The organism is Corallococcus sp. CA047B (genome assembly GCF_003612065.1).
In the GTDB taxonomy this organism is placed as follows: domain Bacteria; phylum Myxococcota; class Myxococcia; order Myxococcales; family Myxococcaceae; genus Corallococcus; species Corallococcus praedator.
The window spans coordinates 1-14,659 of sequence record NZ_RAWD01000253.1 but is presented as its reverse complement, the minus strand read 5'-3'; the positions used below and the strand labels follow the sequence as shown (position 1 = coordinate 14,659).

Annotated in this window: 19 protein-coding genes; all 19 read left to right on the top strand. The window is 69.4% G+C overall.

The genetic code is table 11. The features are described from left to right. The first annotated feature begins 139 nt into the window (after positions 1–139). On the top strand, positions 140–760 hold the full coding sequence (locus tag D7X74_RS30480; protein WP_120536528.1) for a hypothetical protein: 621 nt from the start codon (positions 140–142) through the stop codon (positions 758–760). Continuing rightward, complete coding sequence (locus tag D7X74_RS30475) at positions 757–1,422, top strand: hypothetical protein (protein WP_120536527.1); 666 nt, start codon at positions 757–759, stop codon at positions 1,420–1,422. The genes D7X74_RS30480 and D7X74_RS30475 overlap by 4 nt, the downstream gene beginning before the upstream one ends. Further along, positions 1,419–1,718, top strand: coding sequence for a hypothetical protein (locus tag D7X74_RS30470; RefSeq protein WP_120536526.1), 300 nt, complete (start codon positions 1,419–1,421; stop codon positions 1,716–1,718). The genes D7X74_RS30475 and D7X74_RS30470 overlap by 4 nt, the downstream gene beginning before the upstream one ends. 206 nt (positions 1,719–1,924) lie before the next feature. Beyond that, on the top strand, positions 1,925–2,164 hold the full coding sequence (locus D7X74_RS30465; RefSeq protein WP_199741925.1) for a hypothetical protein: 240 nt from the start codon (positions 1,925–1,927) through the stop codon (positions 2,162–2,164). Further along, on the top strand, positions 2,164–2,604 hold the full coding sequence (locus D7X74_RS30460; protein ID WP_120536524.1) for a hypothetical protein: 441 nt from the start codon (positions 2,164–2,166) through the stop codon (positions 2,602–2,604). Before D7X74_RS30465 ends, D7X74_RS30460 begins: the two co-directional genes overlap by 1 nt. Continuing rightward, positions 2,601–4,052, top strand: a complete 1,452-nt coding sequence (locus D7X74_RS30455) for a phage terminase large subunit (RefSeq protein WP_120536523.1) — start codon at positions 2,601–2,603, stop codon at positions 4,050–4,052. Before D7X74_RS30460 ends, D7X74_RS30455 begins: the two co-directional genes overlap by 4 nt. Further along, positions 4,049–4,462, top strand: coding sequence for a hypothetical protein (locus tag D7X74_RS30450; protein ID WP_120536522.1), 414 nt, complete (start codon positions 4,049–4,051; stop codon positions 4,460–4,462). Before D7X74_RS30455 ends, D7X74_RS30450 begins: the two co-directional genes overlap by 4 nt. Beyond that, positions 4,459–6,447, top strand: coding sequence for a hypothetical protein (locus tag D7X74_RS30445; protein WP_199741924.1), 1,989 nt, complete (start codon positions 4,459–4,461; stop codon positions 6,445–6,447). Before D7X74_RS30450 ends, D7X74_RS30445 begins: the two co-directional genes overlap by 4 nt. After that, complete coding sequence (locus D7X74_RS30440; protein ID WP_120536521.1) at positions 6,444–6,782, top strand: hypothetical protein; 339 nt, start codon at positions 6,444–6,446, stop codon at positions 6,780–6,782. Before D7X74_RS30445 ends, D7X74_RS30440 begins: the two co-directional genes overlap by 4 nt. Next, positions 6,779–7,900 (top strand): hypothetical protein, encoded by a 1,122-nt coding sequence (locus tag D7X74_RS30435; RefSeq protein WP_120536520.1) that lies wholly within the window; start codon positions 6,779–6,781, stop codon positions 7,898–7,900. The genes D7X74_RS30440 and D7X74_RS30435 overlap by 4 nt, the downstream gene beginning before the upstream one ends. A 156-nt stretch (positions 7,901–8,056) precedes the next feature. Beyond that, positions 8,057–9,022, top strand: coding sequence for a phage major capsid protein (locus tag D7X74_RS30430; protein ID WP_120536519.1), 966 nt, complete (start codon positions 8,057–8,059; stop codon positions 9,020–9,022). Positions 9,023–9,082: 60 nt separating this feature from the next. Continuing rightward, complete coding sequence (locus D7X74_RS30425; RefSeq protein WP_120536518.1) at positions 9,083–9,565, top strand: hypothetical protein; 483 nt, start codon at positions 9,083–9,085, stop codon at positions 9,563–9,565. 88 nt (positions 9,566–9,653) lie between these two features. After that, a complete protein-coding gene (locus D7X74_RS30420; RefSeq protein WP_120536517.1) occupies positions 9,654–10,247 on the top strand; it encodes a hypothetical protein in 594 nt (197 codons plus the stop codon). A gap of 10 nt (positions 10,248–10,257) precedes the next feature. After that, positions 10,258–10,494 carry a hypothetical protein gene (locus tag D7X74_RS30415; RefSeq protein WP_120536516.1) on the top strand — a complete coding sequence of 79 codons (237 nt, stop codon included), beginning with the start codon at positions 10,258–10,260 and terminating at the stop codon, positions 10,492–10,494. A 3-nt stretch (positions 10,495–10,497) separates the two neighbouring features. After that, positions 10,498–11,226, top strand: a complete 729-nt coding sequence (locus D7X74_RS30410; protein WP_120536515.1) for a hypothetical protein — start codon at positions 10,498–10,500, stop codon at positions 11,224–11,226. 50 nt (positions 11,227–11,276) lie between these two features. Further along, positions 11,277–12,842 carry a hypothetical protein gene (locus tag D7X74_RS30405; protein ID WP_199741923.1) on the top strand — a complete coding sequence of 522 codons (1,566 nt, stop codon included), beginning with the start codon at positions 11,277–11,279 and terminating at the stop codon, positions 12,840–12,842. Then, complete coding sequence (locus D7X74_RS30400) at positions 12,839–13,261, top strand: hypothetical protein (protein WP_120536513.1); 423 nt, start codon at positions 12,839–12,841, stop codon at positions 13,259–13,261. The genes D7X74_RS30405 and D7X74_RS30400 overlap by 4 nt, the downstream gene beginning before the upstream one ends. Beyond that, positions 13,261–14,316: a tail fiber domain-containing protein gene (locus tag D7X74_RS30395; RefSeq protein WP_120536512.1), complete on the top strand. Its 1,056-nt coding sequence runs from the start codon at positions 13,261–13,263 to the stop codon at positions 14,314–14,316. The genes D7X74_RS30400 and D7X74_RS30395 overlap by 1 nt, the downstream gene beginning before the upstream one ends. Further along, positions 14,313–14,659, top strand: a 347-nt coding sequence (locus tag D7X74_RS30390) for a hypothetical protein (RefSeq protein WP_120536511.1), incomplete at its 3' end; no start/stop codon positions are given. The genes D7X74_RS30395 and D7X74_RS30390, both read left to right, overlap by 4 nt.

The window sequence follows — 14,659 nt, the reverse complement described above, 5'->3', positions numbered from 1 at the left end:
AGCCCAACCTGAAGGACTGGAAGTCCCTGGCGAAGCCCGCCAGCTACCCCGCGAAGGAGGAGTCGTGAGTTGCATCGAAGGAAGGAAACCGTGCCGCGCCCGGGGTTGTGACAGGGAGGCGCGTACCCGGGGACTGTGCGTGGCCCACGAGCAGCGCGAGCGCCGGGGGGCGTCGTTGGACACCCCCATCCGGCAGTTGGTGCGGAGGCAGAAGGTGCACACCACCCAGAAAGCGGCGTCGCCAAAGGACGCCTGCCGTCTGGCTGGCTGTGGGCGGCCGGTCCGGAGGATGGGGCTCTGCAATGCCCACTACGAGCGGCAGAAAAAAGACCCTGGAAACTGGAGCGGGCCCGTCCGCGAGTACAGCGTCAACGTCTACGTCGGCGACTTCACGGCGCCGAGGGAGCACGCCGAGGCCGTCGTGGCCGAAGCCAAGCTCCGCGGCGTCAGCCGGAGCTTCGTCCTGCGCGAGGTGCTGGCCCTGTGGGTGGAATCGCAGAAGGCGCCCGCGAAGCTGCCCCGGTACGCCCGGGAGGGTGGCGGCGCCGACGAGCTCGGGCCGGAGGAGCCTACCTTTGGCATGACGCCCGCCCAGGCCGACGCCCGGAAGGACGCCATCATCCTCCGCGAGTACCAGGACGGCGTGTCCCTCGCAGCCCTGGCGGAGCGCTTTGGGGACCGCGTCTACGCCGTCACCCGCGACGTCCGCCAACCCCAGACGGGCGCGGACCGCCTGCCCTTCGGAGCGCCCGCGCCATGACATGTCCCAGGCCCAACCACCCTCTCACCGCTGAGCAGCGCGCGCTCTGCGCGAAGTGGCTGCCCCTCGCGGTGAAGCTGACGCTCCAGTCCCTGAATCACCGAGGGTTTGCGCACCATGAGGACGAGGCGGAAGGACTCGCCGGCATCGCCATCGTGAAGGCCGCCCGCGTTTGGGAGCCCACCCGGGGCCGCTTCCCGTGGTGCCTTCGCCTCTGGGTGCGCCAGGAGGTGCGCATCTTCGCCTGTCATGGGGCCCAGACGGTTCACCGCTCGCAGCGAGCGCACGGCGTCGGTGCCTACGGCGTGGTGAGCCTGGACGCGAAGCTGCTGCCGGACGAGAGCGACAGCAGCGCCTTCCTCGATTTCCTCGAAGCCCCCCGCGTCGACGTTGCCGAGGCCCTCGACGCCGGCAGGCTCATGGTCCGCGCCAAGTCGGAGGTGGCCCGCCGCCTCGCCGGGTGGAAGCCCACCGCAGCGAAGCGCCGTGTGGCGAAGGAGTCCGTCGGACTCTGGGTGGCGCGCACGCTGGAGGGTGCCACGCTGGAGTCGCTGGCGGGCCCTCTGGGCATCTCCCGCCAGGCGGTGGACCAGCGCGTCGCTCGCGTCCAGGTCGTCTTCGAGCGCTGGGCAGCGGAAGTCCGCGGCGAGGTGCGCCCATGACCTGCCCTGGACCGAGCATCACCTGCATCGTTGAAGACTGCCAGGACCCGGCCCGGCGCTCCGGCCTCTGCTGGGGGCACCTGCGGCAGCGGCAACGGAAGGCCGTCGTGGGGGAGAAGCGGGCATGGGGCCAGGGCCCGAAGCGGGTGCTGATGGAGGCCATCTTCGACCTCGTGGAGGTGGACGCCAGCGACAAGGTGGTGTGGGAGCGAGCGTGGCTGCGTGTCCGCGTCGCTGCCCGTCGGTACGTCTTCGCCGACAAGCCCACGGACCCGCGGCGTAGAGGGAAGCGGTGAAGGAAAGACGGCAAGCGTACGAAGTCCACACACGGCCTCAACCTGTGGGCGGTTGAAACTCACAGGGCAGGGGCAAGGTGTCGGATTCACCCAGGAAGCACCGCGCCACAGGAAGGAAGCCACCCGGCGGAGCCCGCCCGGGTGCCGGCCGTCCGAAGGGCACTCGCAACGCGCTCCCCTACGGCGCCGTCCAGGCCGTCGAGGCGGTGAGCCTGCGTGTGCCCGCCAGCGCGGAGCCGGCCGCCAAGGCGCTCGCGGACAGGGCCTTTCAGCGCGTGGTGGACGTGCTGGAGGAGCGCGTGGGCTTCCAGCAGGCCGGACACGTCCTGAAGGCGGCCACCATCATCCGCGAAGAGGTGTGCGGCCCGCTGGCGCAGAAGCTGGAACACAGTGGCCCGGACGGGCAGGCGCTGAGCATCACCATCGACCTGGGGGCCGGGAAGTGATGCGCTACTACCTCGACACGGAATTCAACGGATTCGGCGGCGAGTTGATGTCGCTGGCGCTCGTGCCGGAGGATCCGACGCTGCCGTGCTTCTACCGCGTTGTGGAGTGGCGGGCACCGCTCGACGCATGGGTGAAGCAGCACGTCGTGCCGTTTCTCGGTGAGGCACCGGTACCGCGCGCCCGGGCGGCACTCGACCTGTCCTTCTTCCTCGCGGAGACGAGCGGCCCCATCGCCATCGTGGCCGACTGGCCCACCGACTTCGAGCACCTGCTCGCCCTCCTCATCACCGGACCGGGGCAGATGGTGCCGAGCCCGGACTTCGACATGGAGTACCGCCGTCTGGCCGGCTTCAACACGGCCAGCGCGAGCCGCCTTCCCCACAACGCCCTCGCGGACGCCGAGGCGCTCAGGGACTACTGCGAGGCGCTGGGCGCATGAACGCCATCGCCTACCGCGCACCGCCGACGCTCGCGCGCTTCCTGCGCAGCAACGCCTTCGTACGGTGCTGCGTGGGCCCCGTGGGCAGCGGGAAGTCCTCCGCCGCGGTGGTGGAGGTGGTGCGCCGGGCGGCGGAGCAGGCGGCGGGCCCGGACAAGGTGCGCCGCACGCGCTTCGCCATCATCCGCAACACCTACCGCGAGTTGAAGGACACCACGCGGAAGACATTCGAGCAGTGGGTGCCGGACGCCGTCGGTACGTGGCACGAAGCGGACTTCACCTTCACCATCGACATGCCGTTGAAGGACGGCACGCGCATGTACTGCGAGGTGCTGTTCCGCGCACTGGACAAGCCGGAGCACGTGAAGAAGCTCCTCTCGCTGGAGTTGACGGGTGCCTACGTCAACGAGGCCCGCCAGGTGCCGAAGGCGATTCTGGACGTGCTGTGCAGCCGCGTGGGCCGCTTCCCCAGCAAGGCCCAGGGCGGCGCCACGTGGTTCGGCGTGTGGATGGACACCAACCCGTGGCACACCGGGCACTGGGGCTACAAGCTCTTCACGAAGGCGCTGCCGGAGGGCTACGAGTTGTACGAGCAGCCCGGGGGGCGCACCCCCAACGCGGAGAACCTGGAGAACCTGCCGGACGGCTACTACACGCGGCAGGTGGCCGGTAAGGACGCGGAGTGGGTGGCCGAGTACATCGACAGCAAGTACCCGAGCCACGACAAGGGCAGCATCTACGGGGCGCTCTTGGCTGCTGTGGAAGCCCGCGGTGCCATCCTGGACTTCGCCCACGATTCGTCTGGGATCTTCACCGTCTGGGACCTGGGCCGCTCGGACAGCACGTCTATCTGGTTCGCCCGGCTGCGTGAGGGGGGCGTCGACGTCGTCGACCACTACCGCAACAACGGCGAGACGCTGACGCACTACTTCAGCGTGCTGGAAGAGCGCGCAGCAGCTCGTGGCTACACGTACCGGAAGCACGTGCTGCCGCACGACGCGCGGGCGAAGACGCTCGTCACGCGGAAGTCGGTGCTTGAGCAGGTGGTGGAGAAATACGGGGCCGGTGCCGTCACCATCGGGCCGGAGCTGGACGTGGCGGACGGCATCGCCGCCGGGCGTAAGCTGCTGGAGGGCGACATCCGATTCCACGTGCGCTGCGACGTCTCGCCGGAACCCGGGTTGGAGAGCGGCCTTGAGGCGCTGCGGAACTATCGCTACCAGTACAGCGAGGCCCTGCAGACGTACTCGCGGGAGCCGCTGCACGACTGGGCCAGCCACGACGCGGACGCCTTCCGCTACCTGGCGTGCTTCGTGCCGGTGGCGCAGGCGCTGATGGCACCGGTCAGCGAGCCGAAGCGCCCTGCCCCGCTGGTGACAGGGCCCGCCGCCTTCGTGATGGACAACCCCTGGGACGCCGCGCCCTCGCGCGGAGGGAGCCGCATATGAACAAGACGCCGGTGTACGCACCCAGTCCTGCGCTGTCCGAGCGTGACGCACTGGTGGATGCCATTGAGCGTGCGGTGGACGCGGCGCTGAGCGGCCGGGCCGCAGATACGCGCCTCCAGGCGATGGGCGTCATCCGGCGCTTTCGCTCAACGGCCAGCGAGCAGCTGTGGACGGAGGACGTCCGCGCGCGCCTCGAAACTGAGCGGCTCGTTCGCGACGCTGCGCTGGAGGAGGCTGAACTCCTCGTCGCTGATTTCGCGGCGCGCGGTGACAATTCGGTCCGGATGGCGCAGGGGCACGGCTGGGACAACGTCGAACGCCTGAGCGGGAGGGCTGCTGCATTCCGCGAAATGACCGAGTCCATCCACGATCTGAGGTCCAAGCCTGCTCCAAGCGAGGGCACTCGGTGAACGAGCCCATCGTACAGGAGGCGGACGTCCAGGACACGCCGCAGGGCTGGGCCCAGCGCTGGGCAACGGAGCTGAGCACCGCCCGCGAGACGCTCTCGAAGTGGCATGAGCAGGGCCGCCGCATCGTGAAGCGCTTCCGCGACGAGCGCGAGGCCGACAAGGACGGCGACACGCGGTGGAACCTCTTCACCTCCAACGTCCAGACGCAGGTGGCAACCCTCTACGGGCAGGTGCCCCGGGTGAGCGTCAGCCGCCGCTTCGCGGACGCCAACGACGACGTGGCCCGCGTCGCGGCGGACATGCTGGAGCGCATCCTCAACAGCGACATCGAGAAGGACTCGGACACCTTCGCCCAGGCGCTGGAGTACGCCCTCCTGGACCGTCTCCTGCCGGGCTTCGGCCTCGCTCGGGTGCGGTACGTGGCGGAGTTCGAGACGCCTCCGCAGACGCCCCCCATCCTGGACGAGGCGACGGGTGCCGAGCTGGCGCCGGCCGTTCAACCTCCGGACCGGAAGGTGTCCGAGTGCGTCGAGACGGACTACTGCCACTGGCAGGACGTCCTGTGGGGCCACGCGCGCGTCTGGCATGAGGTGCCCTGGCTCGCCTTCCGCGCGGAGATGCAGCAGCGCAAGTTCGACGCGCGCTTCAAGACGGCCGACGGCAAGAGCCTCTGGGGCAGCATGCCGAAGATGGGGCGTCCCACCGACGACGCCGACAAGAAGGCGCAGCCGGGGGACACGGTGGAGGTGTGGGAAATCTGGGACAAGGAGACGCGCCAGGTGCACTGGTACGTCGAGGGCTTCGCCACCGTCCTGGACACGAAGGCGGACACCTACGGCCTGGACGGCTTCTTCCCCTGTCCCCGGCCCATGCTGGCCAACATGACGACGGACAAGGTGGTGCCCCGTCCGGACTTCGTGCTGGCGCAGGACCTCTACAACCAAATCGACAACCTCTGCACCCGAATCAAGCTGCTGGAGGACGCCATCCGGGTGGCAGGCGTCTACGACAAGTCGGCCGGCACGGACGTTGGGCGGCTCGTCAACGGCGCCGCATCCAACACCCTCATCCCCATCGACAACTGGGCGGCCTTCGCTGAGAAGGGCGGTGTCCGCGGCGTCATCGACTGGCTGCCGCTGGAGCAGGTGGTGAGCGCCATCACCGCGCTGAGCGGGCGCGTCCGTGAGGCGCAGGACGCGCTGTACCAGGTGACGGGAATGGCCGACATCATGCGCGGCGCGAGCGACCCGCGCGAGACGGCGGCCGCCCAGGGCATCAAGGCCCGCTTCGGGAGCGTCCGCCTCCAGAAGCTCCAGGATGAGGTGGCCCGCTTCGCGTCGGAAATCCAACGGCTGAAGGCGCAGCTCATCGGCAAGCTGTACGACGTCCAGTCCATCCTCACGCAGGCGAATGCCGAGCACAGCTTCGACGCCGCCGTGGCGCCCCAGGCCGCGCAGCTGCTCCAGGAGCGGCTGGCCATGTACCGCGTCGAGGTGAAGCCGGAGGCCGTTTCCCTCACGGATTTCGCGGCCCTCAAGTCGGAGCGGATGGAGCTGCTGACGGGCATCTCCACCTTCCTCCAGGCGATGGGCCCGCTGGCGCAGCAGGTGCCCGGCAGCGCCCCCTTCCTCATGCAGATGCTCAAGTGGAGCGTCTCCGGCCTGCGCGGCGCCTCCGGCATCGAGGGCGTGCTCGACAGGGCCATCACCGCCGCCGAACAGGCCGCGAAGCAGGCGCAGGGCCAGCCTGGGAAGCCGCCTCCTCCGGATCCAAAGCTGCTCGCCCAACAGTTGAAGGGGCAGCAGGAGATCCAGAAGGTGCAGGCCGAGCTGGAGGCGGACCTGACGCGCACACAGGCCGAGGTGCAGGCCAACGCGCAGAAGGAGCGCACGCAGGCGGAGTGGAACACGCGCGAGGCAGCCGGCAAGGCGGCCATCGCCCAGGCCAACCGCGTCGTCGGGCGGCCCGATGGAGGACTGACATGAGGCGTCGCTTCGTCTACCGCACCAACCCGGAGACGGGCCAGGTGGAGTCCCACGAGGTGAGCGCGGACTACCAGTCCGTCGAAGCTCGCGCGCCCCTCTTCACTGACCGCTTCATGGAAGGGGCCCAGGCCCAGGACGGCACGGACATCAGCAGCCGCACGAAGCGCCGCGACTACATGCGCGCGCACAACCTCGCGGACACCAGCGACTTCACCGGCACCTTGGAGGCGGCGACGAAGGAGCGCGCCCGTTTCTACGACGCCGACAGCAAGCACGACACCCAGGCACGGCGCGAGGCGGTTGCCCGCGCCATGGAAGGCAGGAGAGGACGATGAGCGACGACAGCATCCGCGACTCGCTGAGCAGCGCATTCGACAAGGTGGGCGGCACCTCGAGCGCCAGCACGCCCCCGGCCGCCGTCGCGGCTCCGGTGACGCCGCCCGCGTCGCAACCCCAGGCGGCGGCGCCCACCAGCACCACAACGCCTGCTGGTGCCCAGAGCACCGCCGCGGTGGACGCAGCGCGCCCGACGAGCACGACGACGCCTGCCCCCAGCGAAGGCGGGCAAGGAGATGCATCGTCGGCAGCGCCGCCCGCGACGCCAGCCACGTCCGAAGCGCCGAAGCCCAGCGCCATCCCCCCGCCGAAGGCTCCTCAGTCCTGGCGTCCTGCGGCCCGTGAGAAGTGGGCGGCGCTCCCGGCCGAGGTGCAGCAGGACATCACCCGCCGCGAGCGGGAGATGGCCGTCGCGTACCAGGAGTCCGCCCAGCACCGGAAGCTGGCCGAGGGCTTCCAGCGCGTGGTGAGCCCCTTCGCGGGGATGATTCAGGCCGAGGGAGGCGACCCCTTCAAGGCCGTGGGCACCCTCCTCCAGACGGCCGCCGCCCTGCGAACGGCACCGCCCGCGCACAAGGCGCAGCTCGTCGCCAACATCGTCAAGACGTACGGCATCTCCATCGAGGACCTGGACGCGGCCCTGGCGGGCCACGCGCCGCCGCCCGGGCAGCAGGCGCAGCAGCAGCCCGTGGATCCGGAGGCCATGGCCAGCCGCATCCGGCAGGAGGTGATTCAGGGCATGCAGCAGCAACACCGCTCGACGATGGGTGCTCGCGCGCAGCAGGAGACGGAGGCATTCCTTGCCAGCGGCGAGGCCGAGTTCATGGACGACGTGCGCGACGACGTCGCGGACATGATGGAGTTGGCCGCGAAGCGCGGCGTTGCCCTCACCCTGAAGGACGCATACAATCGTGCCGTGTTGGCGCACCCGGATGTCTCGAAGGTGCTCAAGCAGCGAGAGCAGGCCCAGCAGGCGAACGCCGCCCAGGCGTCCACGCAGCGAGCCCGCGACGCAACCTCCTCCATCAGGACGACTCCAGCGGCCAGTCCGGCGCCGAAGGACGACTCGGTGCGTGGGGCACTGGAAACGGCCTGGGCGAGCGCGTCCGGCCGGTAGCAGTAGCAGCAGTAGCAGCACCCGAAGTCAGCGAGAGCCCTTGCGGCCCACTCGCTTCCTGAAGGCCCCTATTCGCTGCGGGGCGTGAGCGAACGGCGACGCCGTCCACGCGCAGAAGTCAGCGAGCAAGGACACCTCACGAAGCGAGGCCCACTCGTGGCCACCCCCAACCTTTCGGAAATCATCACCACCACGCTGGAGTCGCGCTCCGGCCGCATCGCCGACAACGTCACGAAGAACAACGCGCTCCTCACCTGGCTGAAGAAGCGCGGCAACCAGCGCACCGTCAGCGGTGGGCGCACCATCCTCGAGGAGTTGTCCTTCGCCGAGAATGGGAACGGCGGCTGGTACAGCGGGTACGACGTGCTGCCGATGGCGCCGCAGGACGTCCTCTCCTCGGCGGAGTACTCCTACAAGCAGTACGCCGTGCCCGTCGTCATCAGCGGCCTGGAGCAGCTCCAGAACTCGGGCAAGGAGGCCATCATCGACCTGATGGAGGCGCGCCTGAAGGTGGCCGAGTCCACCATGGCCAATGCCGTCGCCCAGGGGCTCTACTCGGACGGCACCGGCTTCGGAGGCAAGCAGCTCACCGGCCTTGATGCCGCGGTTCCGGTGACGCCCACCACGGGCACGTACGGCGGCATCGACCGGGCCGTCTGGGCCTTCTGGCGGCCCCAGGTGGTGGACATGCCCGCGCTGGCGACAAAGGACACCATCCAGCCCGCGATGAACACGCTGTGGAGCAGCCTCGTGCGCGGCAGCGATCAGCCGGACCTCATCGTCGCGGGCAACGCGGCGTGGGCGACGTACATGGCCAGCCTCCAGGCCTTCCAGCGCTTCACCGACACCAGCACGGCGAGCCTGGGCTTCACGTCGGTGAAGTTCCTCAACGTGGACGTGGTGCTGGACGGTGGCATTGGCGGCTTCGCCGGCACCAACACCATGTACTTCCTCAACACGTCCTACCTGCACTACCGGCCGCACAAGGACCGGAACATGGTGCCGTTGGAGCCGGGCCGCCGGACGTCCTTCAACCAGGACGCCTCGGCGCAGATTCTGGCCTGGGCCGGCAACCTCACCTGCAGCGGCGCCCAGTTCCAGGGCCGCCTCATCGCCGAGTGACGAGCGCGGGGTGCAGTCGCGCCCCGCTTCGCTTCCAGGAACGAAAGAGGACACCAGCACATGGCCTACCAGAGCACCGAAAGCCGCATCATCCCCCAGGGCATCACCGACACGTCCACGACGCAGAATGCGCCGCTGGGCACCATCATCACCGCGCAGGACTCGACGAACGGCGAGGGGGAGTTCATCTACCTCAAGGGCGTGGCGTCCACGGCCGTGGGTGACGTCGTCATCTACGACCAGCGCGCCGGCACCACCACGCGCACCGTCGCCGGCAGTCGCGGCCCCGTGGCCGTCGCGATGTCCGCCAACGTGGCCAACCAGTACGGCTGGTACCAGGTGAGCGGCGCTGCCGTCACGAAGTCGGCGGCGGCCGTTGCGGCCGCGAGCGTCTACGTGACGGCCACGGCCGGCACCGTCGATGACGCCGTGGTGGCCACCGACAAGGTGGACGGCGCCCGCTTCAAGACGGCGGATGGCACGCCCTCCGCGGGCCTCGCCGTCCTCCAGTTGTCGCGCCCCGCCCTCAACGGCAACGGCTGAAGCGGCTGAGCAGCACCGGGCGGCGGCCAGTTCTCTGGGTGGCTGGCCGCCGCCCGTCTTCACCCAGCACACCCAGAGGAGACGGCACATGAACTTCAGCACCGAAAGCTTCACGCAGGCGGCGGAGGTGATGCACCAGCAGGGGCGTGGCGCCCAGGGCGCGGAGAAGCTCTTCGTCACCTTCAACATGGAGGCGGAGTTGGACGAGGACGAGTCGCGCGAGAAGGGGCGGCCCATCCACCGCGACGTCGAGTACGTCCGCATCATCGTCCCCGGCGACAACAAGAACGTGGTGCACCGCAAGGCCAACCCCCAGGACAGGCAGCGCTTCGCCGCGCAGTACGCCGCCTTCAAGGCGGGCGAGTCCGAGGCCCTGGTGGGCACGCGACTGAGGGACTGGCCCGTCATCACCCGCGCGCAGGTGGAGAACCTCGCGCACTTCAAGGTGTACACGGTGGAGCACCTCGCCGAGCTCACCGACGAGTCGATTCAGCGGATTGGCCCGGTGCGCATCCTCGTCGAGAAGGCGCAGGCGTACGTCGCGCTGGCCGCCGGCAACGCGCCGCTGGAGAAGCTGCGCGAGGACCTCAAGGCGAAGGACAACGAGATGGACGTGCTGAAGCGGCAGCTCGCCGAGGCGCGCGAGGCAATCACGAGGCTGGAGAAGGCCTCGAAGAAGTAGGGAGGACGGCATGAAGGTGAGCTTCAGGCAGCACGACGGGCGGGACTTCGTGGACATCCACACCGAGCGCGACGGCAAGGACGTCGTCAGCCGCCCGGCGACGGATGCGGACAAGGCGAGCTGGCCGGAGGAGTACGCCGTCTACCTCGCCGAGAAGTCTGCGGCGTCGCAGCCCGTCGGGGAGGCGTCCGCCGGTGAGTCCGCGCCCGCCCCCACCACCACCTCGAAGCCCAAGAGGAAGGGGTAGCGCGTGGCCTGGGACAACGCAGCGAGCGTCCTCAACGACGCAGCGGTGGAATTGGGGCTCATCCCCGCCGACTTGGCGGACCCATACGACTCCGTCGACTCCAACATGACGCAGCTGTGCCGGCTGCTGAAGAGCGCCGGGCAGGACCTGGCGCGCGACTACGCCTGGACGCACCTCCAGAAGGAGTACTCCTTCAACACCGTCGCCAGCACGGGCAGCTACGCGCTGCCCCCCGACTACGACAGGCTCATCGACCAGACGGGGTGGAATCGGAACAGCCTCATCCCACTGCAGGGCCCGCTGGCGGCGCAGGGCTGGCAGGTGCTGAAGGCCCTCGTCAGCACCGGGGCCGTCGGCCTGTGGTTTCGCATCGTCGGTGACCAACTGAGCCTCATGCCGGTGCCCATCTCGGCGCAGAGCCTGGCGTACGAGTACGTCTCGCGCTACTGGGTGCGCCCCTTTGACCAGACGTCCCCCACGACGGACACCCCCACCGACGGCAACGACGTCCTCTACTTCGACAGGCGCCTCCTCGTCTGCGCGGTGAAGCTCGCCTTCAAGCGCGCGAAGGGCTTCGACTCCACGGCGGCCCAGGAGGACTTCGAGAAAGCCCTGGCGCGCGCGCAGGGTGGCGACGGCGCCGCGCCGGTGCTGAGCCTCAATGGCTGCCGCGTGGGCCCGGAGCGGCTCCTCAACGGCGTCAACACGCCCGACACGGGGTTCGGCACGTGATGCCCCGGCGGCGGCGCCCGCCGGCGCCACAGACGGTACAGGCGCTGCCGATGCCGGTGCCCATGGGCGGCCTCAATAGCATCTCGGCCGGCAGCGCCATGCCACCGTCGGACTGCGTGCGCCTCTTCAACCTGGTGCCCGCGGAGCAGGGCCTGCGAAGCCGCCTCGGCTGGCGCGAGTGGTGCACCGGCCTCACGGGCTCAGCCGACAACTTCGTGCGCAGCCTGCACGCCTTCACGGGGAGCGCGGCCAACGGTGCCAGCAACCGGGTGTTCGCCGTCACTTCCACCGGCATTTGGGACGTCACCTCCTCCAGCACCTCCCCGACGCAGGCGCTGGCCTTCCCCGTCACCACCGGGGACGCCGGCTACGGGTACTCCACCGTCATGGTGGCCGCTGGCGGGCACTACCTCCTCTACTGCGACGAGGTGAACGGCTACCACGTGTACTCGGAGTCGTCCGGGACGTGGACGGCCATCGCCTTCGGCGCGGGCCCGTCCGAGGTGGGCGGCGTCAACCCGAGCAACCTCGTGCATGTGCACGTCTTCAAGAACCGCGTCTGGTTCGTGGAGCGGGACACCGGCAACGCCTGGTACCTCGCGACGGGCGCCATCTACGGCACGGCCACCAGCCTCAGTATGGGCCGGCAGTTCCGCGCTGGCGGCCCGCTGGTGGGCCTGTACAGCTGGACGTACGACGGTGGCTCCGGGATGGATGACAGCCTCGTCGGCATCAGCAACGGCGGAGACGTCGTCATCTGGCAGGGGACGGACCCGGCCTCCGACTTCGCGCTCCGCGGCGTCTGGCAGGTGGGGGCGCCGCCGGCGGGCCGAGACTTGGCGGCGAGCGTGGGCGGGGACTGCTGGCTGCTGACGCGCTTTGGCCTGCAGCCCATTTCTCAACTGGTGGTGGGTGCCAACAGCGAGGTGGCGAGCAGCCAGCTTCCGACGGCGAAGGTGGCGAGCCTCTTCAACAACGCCATGCAGGGCAAGGCCGCCAAGAAGGGGTGGGCCATGCGCCTTCACCCGGAGGACGCGACGCTGCTGGTGATGGTGCCCACCGAGGACGGGCAGGCCACCGAGCAGCTCGTCATGGCCCTGGCGCCGCGCAGCTGGAGTCGGTACCGCGACTTGCCCATCTACTCGTCCTGCGTGCTGAGCGGGAAGCTGTACTACGGCACCGTCGACGGGAAGGTGGGCATCAACGACGGCTACGTGGATGGCCGTACCCTGGCGGATCCGAACAGCTACACCGCCGTCCAGTGGGCGCTGCTGACGTCCTTCCAGAACCTCGGCAGCGCCAGCATGAAGCAGGTGCAGATGGTGCGCCCCACCTTCCTGACGGAAGGCTCCGCGCCCTCCTACAACGCCCAGGCGCGCTACCGGTACGACTTCACGGAGCTGGCCTCCGTCTCCCAGGCGGCCAACACCGGCAGCCTCTGGGACGTCGGCACGTGGGACTCCGCGGTGTGGGCCGGGGACTACCAGGCCACGCAGAATGTCACCGGCACCACCGGACTCGGCGGGGACGTCGCCATCGCCATGCGCGGGACGGCCATCACCCGGACGGTACTGGTTGGAATCGATGTCTTCTTCACGGTGGGCGGCCTGCTGTGAGGTACTCCGTCCGCGCCGCGCCGCCCGCGCACTTCGCATGGCTGGAGGGGCGCACTGGCTGCGTCCTCACCCGGAATGCGAGTGCCATTGAGGCGGTGGACGCGGACGGCACCATCCGCGGCATGGTGGCCTACGACAGCTGGACGGAGTCTGCCGTGTCCGCGCACATGGCCGTGGAGTCCCCGTCCGTCTGGCGCGCGCTGCTGCGTCCGGCTTTCGAGTACCCCTTCGTCCAGGCCGGGCGGGAAATCATCCTGGGCGTCATCGTCGCGTCCAACGCGCGCAGCATGGCCTTCGTGGAGCGCGTCGGCTTCCGCGAGGCCCACCGCGTCCAGGGCGGGTGGGCGAAGGGCGTTGACCTCGTGGTGTGGGAAATGCGGCGCGAGGACTGCCGCTGGCTGAAGAAGGAGGCTGCGTAATGGGCAAGGTGGCACCGAATCCAGGGAACTACTCGGGCGCGGCGGAGAAGGAGAGCAAGGCGTCCCAGCAGGCGGCCAACTGGCAGACGTCCGCGAACCGGCCCGACATCTCCACGCCCTACGCCTACCAGAAATGGACGCAGGACCCGACGTCCGGCGAGTGGGCGATGCAGACGGGCTACAACGGCGCCCTCGGGGACACCTCCAACGCGCTCCAGAAGCAGGCCGCCGCCAACATGGCCCAGCCCTTCGACTGGGGGCAGTTTGGCGACGTGCCGCAATTCGGGGACATCGGCAGCGGCGAAGCCGCCCGGCAGCAGGCCATCGACGCCGCGTACGGGCAGGCCAGCTCCCGGTTGGATCCGCAGTGGCAGCAGCGTGAGGACGCCATGCGCACGCGGCTCCTCAACCAGGGGCTCACCGAAGGCAGCGAAGCCTACAACCAGCAGATGGGGACGCTGGGCCGCGAGCGCAACGACGCGTACACGTCCGCGATGAACTCCGCCATCGGCCAGGGGACGTCCGCTGGTGACTCGGTGTTCCGCAACAACCTCTCCGGAGCGCAGGCGCGCTTCAGCGGCGACATGGCGGCCCGCCAGACGGCGCTGGCCGAGGCGCTGAGGGCGCGTGGAATGCCGATGGAGGAGATGGGCTCCATGCAGAGCCTCCTCGCCCTCCCCGGGTTCAACGGCGGCGGCGGATACCAGTCCCCGCAGTACCTCAACGCAGCCATCGCCCAGGACGGCGCCAACCTCGGGTGGTGGCAGGCGCGCAACAAGGCGGACTCGGAGATGTTCAACCAGGCCATGAACCTCGTCGGCACGATTGGCAGCATGGCCATGTCCGACGAGCGCGTGAAAGCCAACGTCGAGCGCCTCTCCGAGGAGGCGCTGCCGGGCGTGCCCGTCGCCACCTTCGAGTACGCCGCCGAGCCCGGCGTGCGGTACCGCGGCGTCATCGCCCAGGACGTCGCCGCCGAGCGGCCTGACCTCGTTGCGGAGGGCCCTGACGGGCTGCTCCGAGTCCACCCCTCTCTCGCCCCGGAGCGCCTGTGAACCCCTACAACCCGAACGACGCCTTCGCCTTCATCTCCGCCCTCTCCCCCGAGGAGCAGCAGCAACTCTTCGGCATGGGCACCCTCGACGAGCGCTCCGCCATGCTGGAGAAGCAGTTGGCCCAGGCCCAGGCCCTGCGTCAGCCCTCCGGCAAGACGACGGACACCGGCGTGGGTGGTGCCCTCAGCGGCATCAACGACGCCATGAAGAACATGTACGGCACCTACAAGGAGAACCAGTTGCAGGAGCAGCAGATGCAGCTCCTCAACCAGAAGGACGACGGCCGCAACCTCTACGCCTCCCTCCTGAGCAAACTGGGCGGCGGCATGGGCGGTGGCAGCGG